We start from the raw sequence: 15,399 nt of genomic DNA on the forward strand, positions 1-15,399 counted from the left end.
CGGATCGATCAGGCTCGGAGAAAAGGAGAACGGAGAAGATGAACAAGTCTCGGACGGCAGGACACGGCAGATTCGACGGCGCAGTAGCCCTGGTAACCGGAGGCGGATCAGGAATCGGAGCAGCCGTTGTCGCGCAGCTCGTCGACGAGGGTGCTGCCCGCGTCTACGTGGTCGACATCGTGGTCGACGAGCTGCGCCGTCGGTACGGCGACGATCCGAAGACGATCGTCCGAGTGGTCGATGTCTCGGACCCGGCGGCCGTCGACGCCGCCATGGCGGAGGTCGTCGCCGCCGAGGGCCGGCTCGACGTCGTCGTGCACGCCGCCGGTGTGGACGACCCTGAGTCCAAGAAGATCATCACGGAGGCGACTGCCGCGGGCACCCCGATCGACCTGACGGCGAACCTCACCGATGCACGGTGGCGTCGTGTGATGTCGGTCAACCTGGACGGAACATTTCACGTGGTGCGCTCCGCAGTGCGGGAAATGAAGCCGAAAGGTGGCGCGATCGTCGTGATCGGCTCGTCCTCGGCATTCGACACCTTGACGGGGTACCCGCACTACGCGGCGTCCAAAGCGGCCGTCCATGCTTTCTGCCAGGCCGTCGCCAAGGAGGTCGTGGCCTTCGGCATCCGGCTCAACCTCGTCGCTCCCGGACCGACGGAGACCGGCATGTCCGCTCGCACACCGGAAGAACTGAAAATGCAGTGGGTCAACAACACACCGGTGCCGTACGCGACACCGGACGAGATCGCGGACAACGTGCTGTTCCTCGCCTCGGAACAGGCCAGGAACGTCGTCGGTGCGGTGTTGCTCAGCAACCGTGGGCGATTCACCGTCTGAGCTCCACCCCCACCGACAACTGTGTCCCGCCCCTGAATTCAGGGGCGGGACACAGTGCTACTGCGGTGCTACTGCGGCGACACGAAGTCGCCGATGGGGACGAACTTGCCGTCCTCGACCTGGACCCGGACCACGCTGCGGGTGCCGACATGCTCGTCGGCGCTGAACGTGAGCGGAGGCATGACGCCTGTGTCGAGGGTGCCGCTCGCGACTATCGCGTCGGTGATGGACTCGGACGTGATCTCGCCGTCGATGGTCGCGAGAACCTGGGCGAACGCTTTGGCCGAACCGTAGGTTGCCAGCGAGTAGAAATCGGGCTTCTCGCCGGGCTTGTACTTCGCCAGTGCCTGACGGTATTCCTCGACCTCCGGGGTGTCGGCGGTGGGAGGCAGCGTGAGTGACACGGCGCGGAATCCGTCCGCATTCTTACCTGCCAGGTCGAGCAGGCTGTTGCCGACCGTAGGGGAGTAGCCGTAGCTGGGAATCTTCACACCCTGCAGCGCCATCTCGTTGAGGTAGGCGGCGGCCTCCTGGATCGGCAGAATCGTGAGGACCGCGTCGGGTGCGGCCGCACGGATCTGGGACACGAACGGGCTGTAGTCCGTGGTACCGAGCTTGACCTCCACCGTCGAAACCTCCGCACCGGCCTTCTCGAGCTCGGTCGTGGCGACTGCGCCCACATTCACGAACGCGGCCGGATCGTTGCGGATGATCGTGACCTTCTTGGCACCCTCGTCGAGTGCCCACTGCGCGGCAGCGCGCGCCTGGTTCTCGTAGAGCGTCTGGCTGCCGAACAACCCGTCCCGCGGCGGGTCGTACCAGGCGGCGGAGCCGCCGTAGGTCCCGAACACGGGGATCTTGTTCTGTTCGAGGACGAACGGAAACGTTGCTTCCGTGGTGGCCGTGCCGTTGGCGCCGACAATCGCGACAACCCGGTCGCGAGAGACCAACTGTCGCGCCACCTGAATCGTCTGCTGCGGATCGAAGGCATTGTCGACCGGCGTCCACTCGACGGGGCGTCCGTGGATCCCCCCTGCCGCATTGAGCTGATCGAAGAACGCTTGGGTGCCCGCCTCCTGCGGAAGACCGCCCGACGCCTGTGGCCCCGAGAGGGGAAGCCACGCACCGAGTTTGATCGGGCCACCCGCATCGCCGTCGCCGGCATGCGTTCCGCAGGCGGTCAAGGTTGTGGCGAGAACCACGCCGACCGTGAGAAGAATTTTCCGCACATCCACTCCTTGAATCGAGTTCAGTTCAATGGATGTTATAGGGGAACTCGTGTGTCGGCAATCACATTCGTGCACGACGCGGAGCCGCGCGGCTCGGCAATCTCCCGAACTATTGAACTGACTTCAGTTAAAGAGTTAGTGTGTCGGTGGTAACACAACGGCTCGGTCACATGCGATGAGGAGCATTGGATGGCAGAAATCGAAACCGACGTACTTGTGATCGGCGCCGGGATGGCCGGGTTGACTGCGGCCGCGCGGGCGGCGACCAGCGGAAAATCGGTTGTCGTCGTCGAGAAGTCCGCGGCGATCGGCGGGTCCGCGCAGTTCGCCGGATACGCATGGACCGCGCCTTCGCACGAGGTCATGGACGAGGTCAACCCGGACGGTGATCCGGAATTGCGGCGAGCGCTGGTCGACGGGTTCTCCGACGGAATCGACTGGATCCGGTCCCTCGGCGTCGACTGCGCGGACGCGGTCACCGTACTCCGCTACGGCACCGGGCATCAGTTCGACACCAACCGGTACATCGACGAGTGTCGTCGCCGAATCCGAAGTCACGGCGGTGAGGTGCACACAGGGGCAGAGACTCTCGCGCTGCTCCCGCTGGACGGTGGAGTCGCCGGTGCGCGTGTCCAGCTCGCGGACGGCACCGAATGTGAAATACATTCCCCGGCGACGATTCTTGCGACGGGCGGATTCCAGGCGAATCCCGAGTTGGCCTCCGCGCACATCCACCCCGCGGCGAGCGAGATGCAACTGCGTTCCAATCCCACCAGTGCGGGAGACGGACTTCGCCTGGCCGAGGCCGTCGGCGCGGCGACCGGGACGGATCGGTCCGGCTTCTACGGCCACCTCGTACCGACGGGCGTGCGCTTCCGCGACCCGTCCGATTTCGTCGCACTCTCGCTCTACTACAGCGAGCACGCGCTGTTGTTCAACCTCGACAACCGCCGTTTCACGGATGAGACCGTCGGGGACCATCTGACCACGATGGACCTGCTGGAGCAGCCCGAGTCGCGAGGGTTGCTCGTTGCCGATGCGCGGGTCTACCGCGACTGGATCACCGGCAGCTACGTGGAAGGCGCCGCGTCTCTCGACAAGTTCGACCTCGCGCAGCGCCGGGGTGGGCGGTGTGGAATCGCCGAGAACCTGGACGAGTTCGCCTACCTTCCCGAGGAGTGGGGCTACGACGGCGCTGCGATCGCACATCAGATCCGCTCTCTCAACGCGGCGGGTGCGGACGGGCAGCCTCCGCGGAGGTTCGACTCGTCCCCGCTCGACGAGGGTCCGTACTACCTCGTCGAGGCATGCCCGGCTCTGACGTTCCCGTTCCACGGCATCCGCATCGACGAGCACGGCCGTGTCCTCGATTCGGCGGGCGGCACGATCAGTGGACTGTTTGCCGCCGGATCGGACACCGGCGGACTCTACAACCGCGCATACACCGGAGGTATCGCACCTGCTCTGGTGTTCGGCTTGGCCGCCGCGGATCGAGCAGCTTGCTGACGCCCGTGAGTAATTGTCAACCGCCGGCGGTTAACAAGTACTCACGGGTGGCGGAGCCGCAGCCTGGCGCGGCCCGTAGGCTGACACCCGTGCGCGTACTCGTTATCGGCTCCGGAGCCCGTGAACATGCCCTCCTTCTCGCCCTTGCTCGCGATCCGGGTGTCAGTGCCCTGATGTGCGCGCCCGGCAATGCCGGGATCGGCAAGATCGCCGAGCAGCACTCGGTCGACATCGCGTCCGGGGAGGCGGTGTCGGCCCTCGCGAAGAAGCTGGACGCCGACCTCGTCGTGGTGGGCCCCGAGGTCCCGCTGGTGCTCGGTGTCGCGGACGCCGTCCGCGCGGCAGGCATCGCCTGCTTCGGCCCGTCGGCCGACGCCGCGCGTATCGAGGGTTCCAAGGCGTTCGCGAAGGACGTCATGGCCGCCGCCGGCGTGAAGACCGCGCACAGCGAGATCGTCGACTCGCCCGCCAAGCTGGACGAGGCACTGGACCGCTTCGGGCCCAACTGGGTGGTCAAGGACGACGGCCTCGCGGCGGGCAAGGGTGTCGTGGTCACCACCGATCGGGACGCCGCCCGCGACCACGCGGCCGAACTGCTCGAGAACGGCCACCCCGTCCTCCTCGAATCCTTCCTCGACGGTCCCGAGGTGTCGCTGTTCTGCGTCGTCGACGGTGAGACCGTCGTGCCGCTGCTGCCGGCCCAGGACCACAAGCGGGTCGGCGACGGCGACACCGGACCCAACACCGGCGGCATGGGCGCCTACACGCCGCTCCCGTGGCTGCCGGAGCAGACCGTGACCCAGATCGTCGACGACGTCGTGAAGCCGGTGGCCGCCGAGCTCGTCGCCCGCGGCAGCGCCTTCAGCGGTCTGCTGTACGCCGGGCTGGCGATCGGCAAGGACGGCCCGGCCGTCGTCGAGTTCAACTGCCGTTTCGGTGACCCCGAGACCCAGGCGGTTCTCGCGCTGCTGAAGAGCCCGCTCGGGGAGCTGCTGAACGCGGCGGCCACCGGAACGCTCGACCGGGTCGCGCCGCTCGAATGGCAGGACGGCTCGGCGGTGACTGTCGTGGTCGCGGCCGAGCACTACCCGGCGACCCCGCGTACCGGCGACGTGATCACCGGCGCCGACGGTGACGGCGTCCTGCACGCAGGCACGAAGCTCGTCGACGACCAGGTGGTCTCCGCAGGCGGACGCGTGCTCAGCGTGGTCGGCGTCGGAGCCGACCTCGACGCGGCGCGCGCCGACGCGTACTCCAAGATCTCCGCGATCAAGCTGCCGGGAAGCCACTTCCGGAAGGACATCGGGCTGGCCGCGGTCGAGGGCCGCATCGCCATTCCCTGAGGTCGAAGCACTGTAGAAGCAGGCGTGCACCCCCGGAGTATCCGGGGGTGCACGCCTGCTTCGTCACCAGGTCATCGGGCGGTCCAGCCTCCGTCGATCGTGTAGGAGGCGCCGGTGACCATGCCTGCGTCGGCGGACGCGAGCCACGCGACGAGGGAAGCGACCTCCGACGGTTCCACCAGTCGCTTGATCGCACTCTCGGTGAGCATCACCTTCTCGATCACCTCGGACTCGCTGATGCCGTGCACCTGCGCCTGATCCGCGATCTGCTTCTGCACCAACGGCGTCAGGACGTATCCGGGGTTGACGCAGTTGCTGGTGACGCCGTGCGGACCGCCCTCGAGGGCCGTCACCTTCGACAGTCCCTCGAGCCCGTGCTTGGCGGTGACGTACGCGGCCTTGAACGCCGACGCGCGGAGTCCGTGCACCGACGAGACGTTGACGATGCGCCCGAAACCCGTCGCATACATGTGCGGCAGGGCGGCACGGATCAGCAGGAACGGCGCCTCGACCATCAGAGTCTGGATGCGCCGGAAGTCCTCGGGGCGGAATTCCTCGATGGGACTGATGGTTTGGATCCCGGCGTTGTTGACGAGGATGTCCGTCTCGAGCCGCAACTCGGTGAGCGGATCGGTGTCGAGGAGGTCGACGTGCCACGCCGTTCCGTCGATGTCGTCGGCGAGGCTCTTGGCGGCCACGTCGTCGACATCGGCGACGGTGACGTGGGCTCCGCGCGCGGCGAGCGCCCGGGCGCAGGCCGCGCCGATGCCGCTGGCGCCGCCGGTGACGAGCGCGGTGCGCCCGCTCAGGTTCTGCTCGGTCATGCCGGGACCTCGTTCTTCGCGCCTGCGGCCTTCTCGTCGGCGAGGATCTGCGCGTCCGCCGCGTCGATCGACTCGAGCGAGATGCCCTTGGTCTCCCGGGCGACGACGACGGCGACGGCGGTGATCAGGCAGGCGATCGCCAGGTAGATCGCGATCGGAACGGCCGAGTCGTACTTGCTGAGCAGGCTGGCCGCGATGATCGGCGCCAGCGAACCCGCCACGATCGACGTCACCTGGTAGCCGAGGGAGACACCCGAGTACCGCATGCGGGTCGGGAACATCTCGGCCATGATCGCCGGCTGACCGGCGTACATGAACGCGTGGAACACCAGTCCGATGATGATCGCCGCAAGGATGACGGCGTTGTGCCCGCTGTTCATCATCGGGAAGGCGAAGAAGCCCCACGTGCCCGCGGTCAGCGCACCGATCATGTAGACGGGACGACGGCCGATGATGTCGGAGAGCCGCCCGACGAGCGGGATCGCCGCGAAGTGCACGGCATGGGCGATCAGCATCCACCAGAGGATCTGCGCGGTGTCCGTGTGGACGACCACCTTGAGGTACGTGATCGAGAACGTGACCACCAGGTAGTACATGACGTTCTCACCGAAGCGCAGGCCCATCGCCGTCAGCACGCCGCGGGGGTAACGCTTGAGCACCTCGAAGACGCTGAACGACGTCTCCTTGATGTGCTCCGCTTCCTTCTGCGCCTGGATGAAGATCGGCGCGTCCGTCACCTTCGTGCGGATGTAGTAGCCGACGAGGACGATGACGGCGGACAACCAGAACGCCACACGCCAGCCCCAGCTGAGGAAGGACTCGTCGGACAGCGTCGTCGTGAGGATCAGCAGGACCACGGTCGCGACGAGGTTGCCCGCGGGCACACCGGCCTGCGGCCACGACGCCCAGAAGCCGCGGGATTTGCTGGGGCTGTGCTCGGCCACCAGCAGCACCGCGCCGCCCCACTCGCCGCCGACGGCGAATCCCTGGATGAAGCGGAGCGTGACGAGCAGGGCGGGGGCCCAGTACCCGATCTGGCCGTAGGTGGGCAGGCAGCCCATCAGGAACGTGGCCGTGCCGACGAGCAGGAGGCTGAACTGCAGTAACTGCTTGCGGCCGAACTTGTCGCCGAAGTGACCGAAGACGATGCCGCCGAGCGGCCGGGCGACGAAGCCCACGGCGTAGGTCACGAACGCCGCGATGATCGCGTCGAGTTCGTTGCCCCCGGCCGCGAAGAAGACCTTGCTGAACACGAGCGTCGCCGCGGTCCCGTAGAGGAAGAACTCGTACCACTCGACGACGGTGCCGGCCATGGATGCGCCGACCACCTTCTTCAGCCCGGACGGCGGGGCTTCCTTCACGTGCGCTGTATCGTCGACGCTCATCTGTCGCTCCTCTTCACACTCCGCACCCTGTTGTGACTGGGGGCACAGTTCATTGGTCCTGCCGAGTATTGATGCATATTTGTGCGCACACAATGACGCAACCTGCAACCCGCATGTGCAAATATGCAGAAGTGACGCCCGGAACAGCCATGCCCAGCCCCGACGACCTCCTCGTTCTGCTGGCAGTGGGGCGAACCGGCCGCTTCAATACGGCCGCCGACGACCTGGGTGTCAACCACACGACCATCTCGCGCCGGATCGCGAGTCTGGAGAAAAGCCTCGGCGGCCGGGTGCTCGTGAAGGCCGCGGGCGGATGGGAACTCACCGACCTCGGGCGGCAGGCGCTGACCGCGGCCGAACGCGTGGAGGCCGCCGTCCACGGACTCGTCGCCGAACCCGGCGGCGCCGACCACCTGAAGGGAGTGGTCCGGGTGTCGGCGACCGACGGGTTCAGCGCCTACATCGCGGCGCCCGCAGGCGCGCTGATCCGCAGCAGGCACCCCGACGTGTCCGTGGAGATCGTCGCGATCACCCGCCGGGCCTCGCAGCATCGCTCGGGACTCGACATCGAGATCGTCGTGGGCAAACCGCAGGTGCACCGGGCGGAGGCGCTGTGGCTGGCCGACTACACCCTCGGCCTGTACGGGGCGCGGTCGTATCTGTCCGAACACGGCACCCCGACCCGAGTGAATGATCTGGCCGATCATTCACTCGTCTACTTCATCGACTCGATGCTGCAGGTCGACGAACTCGACCTGGCGCGCCGCCTCACCGTCTCGATGCGCGAATCGGTGACGTCCACCAACGTGTTCGTGCACGTCGAGGCCACCCGGGCGTCGGCTGGCATCGGGCTGCTGCCGTGCTTCATGGCCGACCGCCACGACGACCTCGTGCGGGTGCTGCCCGGGCAGGTCGAGGCCACGCTGGCGTACTGGCTCGTGGCGCGGCCCGAGTCGCTGCGACGACCGGAGGTCGCGGCGGTGGTGGGGGCGATCCGGGAGACGGTGGAATCGCAGCGGGACGCGTTGGCGGGGGAGTGAGCGCGTCACGCTAGCGTCATGGGGTGCGTCCCGAATCCCAGCGGTCCAACATCCAGACCTTCCACGTGATGGACGTGTGGAAGGCCGCCACCGAACGTCAGCGCACCCACGGCGACGTGCTGACCCTCGCGGCCGGGCAGCCGTCCACGCCCGCGCCGCAGCCGGTGCTCCGCGCGACGCGGGAAGTGCTCGACGGGCACCTGCTCGGCTACACCGAGACGTTCGGGATCCTGCCGCTGCGGGAGGCGATCGCCGGATATCACGCCGGCAAGTCCGGGATCGACGTCGACGCCGAGGACGTCGTCGTGACCACCGGTTCCTCCGGCGCATTCACGCTGCTGTTCCTCGCCGCCTTCGACGTCGGCGACACCGTCGTGGTGGCCCGCCCCGGCTACCCGGCCTACCGGAACACGCTCGCCGCGCTCGGCTGCAACGTCATCGAGATCGACTGCGGAGCCGACACCCGGTTCCAGCCGACGGTCGCGATGCTCGACGCCCTGCCCGAGCCGCCCGCCGGACTGATCGTCGCGAGCCCCGCCAACCCCACCGGCACCGTCATCGACCCCGGCGAACTGGCCGCCCTCGCCCGCTGGTGCGACGCCCACGGGACGCTGCTGATCTCCGACGAGATCTATCACGGCATCGGATACGGCGATCAGGCGATGACCAGCTCGTGGGAGACGTCCCGCGAATCCGTCGTCGTCGGCTCGGTGTCCAAGTACTTCTCGATGACGGGCTGGCGGCTGGGCTGGATGCTGGTCCCCGAGGGGCTGCGCCGGCCGTTGCAGCGGCTGGCGTCGAACATGACGGTGTGCCCGCCCGCCATCTCCCAGTACGCGGCGATCGCGGCGTTCACCGAGGAATCGAGGGCCGAACTCGACGGCCACGTCCAGCGCTACGCCGTCAACCGGGAGTTGCTGCTCACCGGACTTCCCGAGCTGGGCATCACCGACCTGGCACCCGCCGACGGGGCGTTCTACGTCTACGCCGACATCGGGCACCTGCTCGGCGGATCCCACGGCGCGACGTCGACGGAATGGTGCTCGCGGCTGCTGCAGGACACCGGTCTTGCGCTGGCCCCCGGCATCGATTTCGACACCGTCCACGGAGACAAGACCGTCCGGCTGTCGTTCGCCGGGTCCACGGCCGAGGTCCGGGAATCCCTGGTGCGACTGGGCCGCTGGCTGTAGCCGCGGTTCACTCTTGCGGCGATGCCGCAGCAGTTGTTCGATGGACTTGGGCGCACCGCGTGTTCGGGCGCGCCAGGCAAGGAGAACGACGATGCTGTACGTCGCGTTGCTCGCATTCGTGTTGTGGGTCCTGTGCTTCGCCGACGCCGTCACCACCGACGACGACCAGTTCCGGAACCTCTCGAAGGAGGGGTGGCTGGTGATCGTGCTGCTGCTTCCGCTCGTCGGCTCGGTGCTGTGGCTCGTGGCCGGGCGGCCGCAGAAGATTCCGCGCGATCGGCTGCCCGCCGATCCGGAGGAAGCCGAGTTCGTGCGGCGGTGCCGGGAACGCGCGGAGGAACAGCGCCGGCAAGGTTTCCACGGGCGCGACCAGGAATAGAAGGCCTACACTGTGGCTAGGATTACAGTGTTACAAACCAGGCGCGAGGCGACGACATGAGCGACATCAGTCATCCACAGCCACCCCTTCCTGGCGGAGTCCGCATCGGGACCGTGGAGCGGGAGCAAGCAGCGGCGGCACTCGCCGAACATTTCGCAGCCGGACGGCTCGAGACCGACGAGTTCGACGCCCGGGTGCGGGCGGCGTACCTCGCCAAGACCGCCGGCGACCTCGTGCCGCTGTTCGCGGATCTTCCGGACAAGCAGCGCTTCACGCCCGAACCCGAACGGGTGCGCGTGCGACGCGACCCCGGGCGGGAGGCGGCGGCGCTGCGGGTACTCGTGTTCGTGGTGGCCATCCTCGCCGCGATCCTGTGGGTCGCGTTGGTCCGCGTCCCCCCGCTCGTCTTCCTGCCCATCGTGTGGCTCGTGCTCGCCCGGCGCAGCTTCGGGCGGGGGTCGTGTCGGGCGTGGTGAGGGTCTGACTCGGGCCGAGAACTGGCGAAAACTACCGCGAGGTCGGTTGTGGCTCCCGTACTCTGACAGGCAGGTTTGACGCCGTCGAGCGATCGAGGAGCCACGATGACCAGCAGAATTGTGCGCTGTGCGAGCCTGATCCCGGTAGTCGCGGCCTCCGCGCTGCTGCTGGGCGGATGCGGTTCCGACAGCGGTGACACCCCGTCGACCTCCGCCAGTGCCACGGCGTCGGCCTCCGCTGCGATGACGTCGCCGACCGCCACGAGCGCGGCAGGGGCCGCGGCGGTCACCAAGGAACAGGCGGAGCAGACCGCTGTCGCGACGGTCCCGGGCGGCACGGTCGTGAACTCGGAGCAGCAGCAGCGGGACGGTAAGCCGGTGTGGCACGTCCACATCCGCGACACACGGGGCTACGACTACGACGTGAACGTCGACGCGGCGACCGGCACCGTGGTGTCCGACAGCCAGGACGGGCAGACCGCCACGGCGGCCGCACCCGCACCGCCCGCCGGCGCGGTGACCCAGCAGCAGGCGGAGCAGATCGCCCTGGCAACGGTCCCGGGCGGCACGGTCGCGAATTCGGAGCAGCAGCAGCGGGACGGTAAGCCGGTGTGGCACATTCACATCCGCGACGCCAAGGGCTGGGACTACGACGTCAACGTCGACGAGGCGACCGGGGCCGTCCTCCCCGACAACTGACCGCAGTGGGTAGAACGACTCAGATGACCGTCTCGGGAAGATGGGTAAGTTACCCGATGCCCGGACGGTGACGTCGCCCTAGCGTCGTGGTCATGGTCACCACGTCAGTTCGCGTGTCACGCCCCGACTTCCAGCGGTGGGCGGCCCGCGCGGGCGTCGCGGGTCCGGTGTTGTTCACCGCGGGATTTTTCGTCCAGGAGGCATTTCGCCAAGGCGACTACAGCCGGATCGCCGACCCGATCAGTGCTCTCGAGGCGGACCCACGCGGATGGATCCAACAGCTGAATTTCGTGGCCTTCGCCGTGCTGCTGACGATCTTCGCGATCGGACTCCATCGCGGCATCGCGAAAACGCGGTACGGCTGGGCAGGGCCCGCTCTGCTCGGCGTGGCGGCGGTGGGGCTGATACTCGCCGCAGTGTTTCCGTTGCGCGAAGATCCGGCAGGGGAGCCCTACGACCCGGGCCACCACGTGATCGCGGGGGTCACGTTCTTCTCGTGCAGCGCCCTCGCCCTGGTGGTGCTGTCGCGCCGGTTCGCCGCCGATCCGCGGTGGCGCGGCCTGGCGCGGTACGTCGGGGTCGCCGGAATTCTCGGTCTGGGCTGTTTCGTGTTGCTCGGCCGGTTCGCGATGCCGGGCGGCGCACCGTTGCACGAGGTCGCCGGGCTCCTCCAGCGCATGACAGTTCTCGCCGTCACGTTCCCGGCGCTGGTGGCGATCGCGCTGCGGCTCCGTCGCCTCGCCTGCCGGCCTCCGGCTCTCACCCGGTCGTGAACACCGGCATCTGCACTCGCGTGAGGCAACTCGTGTCGTAGCCGCCGGTCGGCTGCTCGAGGAAGCCGATCGTGACGGCCGGGGCGCAGTCCGAGGACTGCAGCACGTCGTGGCCGAGTCCGGGAAACTCGAGCACCTCGGACCGCGACAGGGTGGCGGCAGCGGTGCGCGCCTGCGACGGCGGAGTAACGGCGTCGAGCGATCCGGTGAGGAGCAGGGTCGGCACGTTGCTTCCCGTCGGCTCGTGCACGCGGACGTCGGACGCGGGCACGTCCCAGACGTCGCAGTCGTCGAAGATCCGGGCGGCCTGCGGCACCAGCGACAGCACCGCGTCCGGGAAGTCCGGGAGCACCTGCTTCGCGGTGGCGGCAACCTGCCCACGGTCGGTGAACGCCGTCTGCTCACCGCAGAACACCCCGAACGTCAGTCCGTAGCCGATGAGGCCGGGCGGCGTCACCGTGCCGAGCAGTGCGGTCGCGGCCGGGACGCCGTCGCCGGTGGCGGTCGCGTGGACGAGCGCGGGGAGTCCGGCGTAGTTGCCCGGCGCGAGGCTCTGCTGGATGACCAGATTCGCGAACGTGTACCCGTCGAGCACGACGCGTCTGCCGGACAGGTCGACGGTCAGCGGAGCGACGGCCAGGCGGTTCACGGTCGCGGTGAATTCGTCCTCGAGGCCCGGGTAGGCCTCGGCGCACGCCGGCTGCGCCGCGCACGCGTCGAACAGTGCTCGGTAGCCCGCGGCGGCGCCCGGCCAGAAGCCCTCGATGATGTTGTTCTGCGTCGGCACGACCGAGTCCAGCACCACGCTGCGGATGCCGTCCGGGTGGTCGCGGAGCACGGTGAGTGCGAGGTCGGTGCCGTACGAGACGCCGTAGACGTTCCACTCGTCGAGGCCGAGCGCCACCCGCAGATCCGCGACGTCGGCGGCGTTCTCCGCGGTGTCGTAGGCGCCGAGGTCGTAACCGCCCCCGGTGACCCGGTCGCGGCAGGTCCGAGTGGCCTCGACGTCGAGGGGTGCGGTCGCCGGATCGAGCGGGCTCAGAGCCGTCTGCGCCGCCTGGAACTCGTCGATCTCGGGGCATGCCAGGAAGGGGTCGGAATGCATGGTGCCGCGCTGGCCGAGGAACAGGACGTCGCGATCCCGGTTCAGCCCGAGCGGCGCGACCTGGGCGGCACTCGCCGGCGCGGGCCCGCCCGGACCTCCCGTGAGATAGACGAGAGGGTCGGGTCGCGGGGTCGCGGACGTGGCACCGAGCCGCGTCACGGCCAGTTCGATGCGTCGTCCGTCCGGACGGGAGCGGTCCTCCGGAACGGTCAACGTGCCGCAGCTGAACTCGGCGCCGAGGTCCAGTTGCGGCAGTCCGGGGACGTTCGGCGACGGGCATGCGGCGGCGGTGAAGACGGCCGCCGGATCGGGTGCCGGATCGCCGGCGGACCCGCACGCCGACGCCAGGACCATCGGCGCCGTCGCCGCGCATCCCAGGGCCAGCATCCGCACCGACACCCGCATCGTTCCGACGCTACGCCGGTGCGCGGCACCACCCACATACTTCGCGGTCTGTCGCCCAATCTGCCCTGGTGCGGCATCCGCGGCTGGCAGGATGAATTGGTGTCATCCGCGGCAACTCCGAAGGGCGAACGGCGCCGACAGGCGCTGGTCGAGGCTGCCGCCGATCTGCTCCTCGAGGGTGGATTCGACGCGGTCCGGCACCGCTCGGTGGCCACCCGCGCCGACCTTCCGCTCGCGTCGACCACCTACTACTTCGAGTCGCTGGACGACCTGATCGCGAAGGCAGTCGAATGCAACGGCAACCGCGACCTCGCGGTCATGCGCGGCCGCGTCGAGGACGTGACGCACCGGCGCCGCGGCCGCGAGTCCACCGTCGACCTCCTCCTCGACCTGCTCGTCGGACCGGCCCTGATCAGTGAGGACTGCCGCGAGAGGCTGATCTCCCGGTACGAGCGGTTCACGGCCTGCGCGCGCCGCCCCGAACTGCGCGAAGTCCAGTTGCGGTTGCGCGCGCAACTGGACGACGTCCTGACCGAGGCGCTGCGGCGCTCCGACCGCGACGTCCGGCAGGAGCAACTCCGGCGGCTCGTCGCCGTCGTCGACGGAGCCGTGGTCACCGCGCTCGGCGAGCACGACCCCGACCTGCGGGCCCTCGCCCGGGCGATGCTGCTCGACGTCGTCGACGTCGTCGCGCCCGCCCTCGACCGGCCGGACCACGTCGAGCTGTAGCGCCGCCGTAAACTGAGGACTCGTGAGCCGCATCCCGAACGTCCTTGCCAACCGTTACGCCAGCCCCGAACTCGTCGAGTTGTGGTCGCCCGAGCACAAGATCGTCCTCGAGCGTCAGCTGTGGCTCGCCGTGCTGCGGGCTCAGGCGGAACTCGGGATCGACGTGCCGGCCGAGGCGCTCGCCGACTACGAACGCGTGCTCGAGCAGGTGGACCTCGACTCCATCGCCGACCGCGAGCGCGTCACCCGCCACGACGTGAAGGCCCGCATCGAGGAGTTCAACGCCCTCGCCGGCCACGAGCAGGTCCACAAGGGGCTGACCAGCCGCGACCTCACCGAGAACGTCGAGCAGTTGCAGATCCTGCGGTCGCTCGAGCACGTCCACGCACACGGTGTCGCGGTCGCGGCCCGGCTGGCCGAGCGGGCCGCCGAGTACAGCAGCCTCGTCATGGCAGGCCGCTCGCACAACGTCGCGGCGCAGGCCACCACCCTGGGCAAGCGGTTCGCGTCCGCCGCCGACGAACTGCTCGTCGCGCTCACCCGGCTGCGTGAGCTGATCGACCGCTACCCGCTGCGCGGCATCAAGGGCCCCATGGGCACCGCGCAGGACATGCTCGACCTCCTCGACGGTGACTCGTCCAAGCTGGAGGCGCTGGAGCAGAAGGTCGCCGAGCATCTCGGCTTCTCCCACGTGTTCACGAGCGTCGGCCAGGTGTACCCGCGGTCGCTGGACCACGACGTGCTGTCCGCGCTGGTGCAGGTGGCGGCGGGGCCGTCGTCGTTCGCGCACACCATCCGCCTGATGGCGGGCCACGAACTGGTCACCGAGGGCTTCCAGCCCGGGCAGGTCGGGTCGTCGGCGATGCCACACAAGATGAACACCCGCTCCTGCGAGCGCGTCAACGGACTGCAGGTCGTGCTGCGCGGATACGCGTCGATGGCCGCCGAACTGGCGGGCGCGCAGTGGAACGAGGGTGACGTGTTCTGCTCGGTGGTGCGCCGCGTCGCGCTGCCCGACGCGTTCTTCGCCATCGACGGACTGATCGAGACGTTCCTGACGGTACTCGCCGAATTCGGCGCCTACCCCGCCGTCATCGAGAAGGAACTCACCCGGTACCTGCCGTTCCTCGCCACCACCAAGGTCCTGATGGCGCTGGTGCGGGCCGGAGTGGGCCGGGAGACCGCGCACGAGGTCATCAAGGAACACGCCGTCGCCGTCGCGCTGGCGATGCGTGAGCAGGGCAAGGAGCCCGACCTCCTCGACCGGCTCGCCGCCGACGACCGCCTGCCCCTCGACCGGGCCGCCCTCGACCAGGCTCTCGCCGACAAGAAGGCGTTCATCGGTGCCGCCGAGGCGCAGGTCGCCACGGTCGTGGCGCAGGTGCAGAAGCTCGTCGACGCCAACCCCGAGGCGGCCGCCTACCAGCCGTCCCCGATCCTGTAGGCGGCTCCGCCGCCCGTGCGCCTTTCTGGT

At 68.7% G+C, this 15,399-nt stretch carries 15 protein-coding genes; 11 read left to right on the forward strand and 4 right to left on the reverse strand.

The genetic code is table 11. From position 1 onward, the window contains the following. Positions 1-38 precede the first annotated feature (38 nt). Positions 39-842 (forward strand): SDR family NAD(P)-dependent oxidoreductase, encoded by an 804-nt coding sequence (locus JWS14_RS26380; protein ID WP_072942912.1) that lies wholly within the window; start codon positions 39-41, stop codon positions 840-842. A gap of 68 nt (positions 843-910) precedes the next feature. Here JWS14_RS26380 and JWS14_RS26385 read toward each other — a convergent pair whose 3' ends face one another. Continuing rightward, positions 911-2,071 carry an ABC transporter substrate-binding protein gene (locus JWS14_RS26385; RefSeq protein ID WP_072943157.1) on the reverse strand — a complete coding sequence of 387 codons (1,161 nt, stop codon included), beginning with the start codon at positions 2,069-2,071 and terminating at the stop codon, positions 911-913. A 189-nt stretch (positions 2,072-2,260) separates the two neighbouring features. Here JWS14_RS26385 and JWS14_RS26390 point away from each other — a divergent pair, with 189 nt between their 5' ends. Both JWS14_RS26390 and purD read left to right on the forward strand, forming a co-directional pair. Further along, on the forward strand, positions 2,261-3,577 hold the full coding sequence (locus JWS14_RS26390) for an FAD-dependent oxidoreductase (protein ID WP_095863272.1): 1,317 nt from the start codon (positions 2,261-2,263) through the stop codon (positions 3,575-3,577). 89 nt (positions 3,578-3,666) lie between these two features. Continuing rightward, positions 3,667-4,920 (forward strand): phosphoribosylamine--glycine ligase, encoded by a 1,254-nt coding sequence (gene purD, locus JWS14_RS26395; protein ID WP_095863273.1) that lies wholly within the window; start codon positions 3,667-3,669, stop codon positions 4,918-4,920. A 71-nt stretch (positions 4,921-4,991) separates the two neighbouring features. On the opposite strand, the gene JWS14_RS26400 is transcribed toward purD, so the two are convergent. Together JWS14_RS26400 and JWS14_RS26405 are read right to left on the reverse strand one after the other, a co-directional pair. Continuing rightward, positions 4,992-5,744, reverse strand: a complete 753-nt coding sequence (locus JWS14_RS26400; protein ID WP_072942918.1) for a 3-hydroxybutyrate dehydrogenase — start codon at positions 5,742-5,744, stop codon at positions 4,992-4,994. Then, a complete protein-coding gene (locus tag JWS14_RS26405) occupies positions 5,741-7,129 on the reverse strand; it encodes an MFS transporter (protein ID WP_095863274.1) in 1,389 nt (462 codons plus the stop codon). Before JWS14_RS26405 ends, JWS14_RS26400 begins: the two co-directional genes overlap by 4 nt. Before the next feature lie 113 nt (positions 7,130-7,242). On the opposite strand from JWS14_RS26405, the gene JWS14_RS26410 reads away from it, so the two are divergent. The 6 genes from JWS14_RS26410 (at position 7,243) to JWS14_RS26435 (ending at position 11,686) form a co-directional block, all read left to right on the forward strand. Then, entirely contained in the window at positions 7,243-8,169 is a 927-nt protein-coding gene (locus tag JWS14_RS26410) for a LysR family transcriptional regulator (protein ID WP_095863275.1), read from the forward strand. 23 nt (positions 8,170-8,192) lie between these two features. Next, complete coding sequence (locus tag JWS14_RS26415; protein ID WP_072942924.1) at positions 8,193-9,359, forward strand: pyridoxal phosphate-dependent aminotransferase; 1,167 nt, start codon at positions 8,193-8,195, stop codon at positions 9,357-9,359. 91 nt (positions 9,360-9,450) lie between these two features. Then, a complete protein-coding gene (locus JWS14_RS26420; RefSeq protein ID WP_072942926.1) occupies positions 9,451-9,738 on the forward strand; it encodes a PLDc N-terminal domain-containing protein in 288 nt (95 codons plus the stop codon). 56 nt (positions 9,739-9,794) lie between these two features. Next, positions 9,795-10,214, forward strand: coding sequence for a DUF1707 SHOCT-like domain-containing protein (locus tag JWS14_RS26425; RefSeq protein WP_072942927.1), 420 nt, complete (start codon positions 9,795-9,797; stop codon positions 10,212-10,214). Positions 10,215-10,319: 105 nt separating this feature from the next. Next, positions 10,320-10,913 carry a PepSY domain-containing protein gene (locus JWS14_RS26430; protein ID WP_095863276.1) on the forward strand — a complete coding sequence of 198 codons (594 nt, stop codon included), beginning with the start codon at positions 10,320-10,322 and terminating at the stop codon, positions 10,911-10,913. 92 nt (positions 10,914-11,005) lie between these two features. Continuing rightward, positions 11,006-11,686 (forward strand): DUF998 domain-containing protein, encoded by a 681-nt coding sequence (locus JWS14_RS26435; protein ID WP_095863617.1) that lies wholly within the window; start codon positions 11,006-11,008, stop codon positions 11,684-11,686. Here the strand turns inward: JWS14_RS26435 and JWS14_RS26440 are convergent. Next, positions 11,673-13,196: an alpha/beta fold hydrolase gene (locus tag JWS14_RS26440; RefSeq protein ID WP_095863277.1), complete on the reverse strand. Its 1,524-nt coding sequence runs from the start codon at positions 13,194-13,196 to the stop codon at positions 11,673-11,675. The two genes, JWS14_RS26435 and JWS14_RS26440, sit on opposite strands and share 14 nt — an antisense overlap. A 99-nt stretch (positions 13,197-13,295) precedes the next feature. Between JWS14_RS26440 and JWS14_RS26445 the strand changes: the two genes are divergently transcribed. Continuing rightward, a complete protein-coding gene (locus JWS14_RS26445) occupies positions 13,296-13,925 on the forward strand; it encodes a TetR/AcrR family transcriptional regulator (protein ID WP_015888636.1) in 630 nt (209 codons plus the stop codon). 22 nt (positions 13,926-13,947) lie between these two features. Further along, the gene (gene purB, locus JWS14_RS26450; protein ID WP_072942936.1) at positions 13,948-15,369 is read left to right on the forward strand and encodes an adenylosuccinate lyase; all 1,422 of its coding nucleotides are present in this window, start codon (positions 13,948-13,950) and stop codon (positions 15,367-15,369) included. Positions 15,370-15,399: the final 30 nt, after the last annotated feature.

The sequence above is a fragment of the Rhodococcus koreensis genome, assembly GCF_017068375.1.
Lineage (GTDB): Bacteria > Actinomycetota > Actinomycetes > Mycobacteriales > Mycobacteriaceae > Rhodococcus_F > Rhodococcus_F koreensis.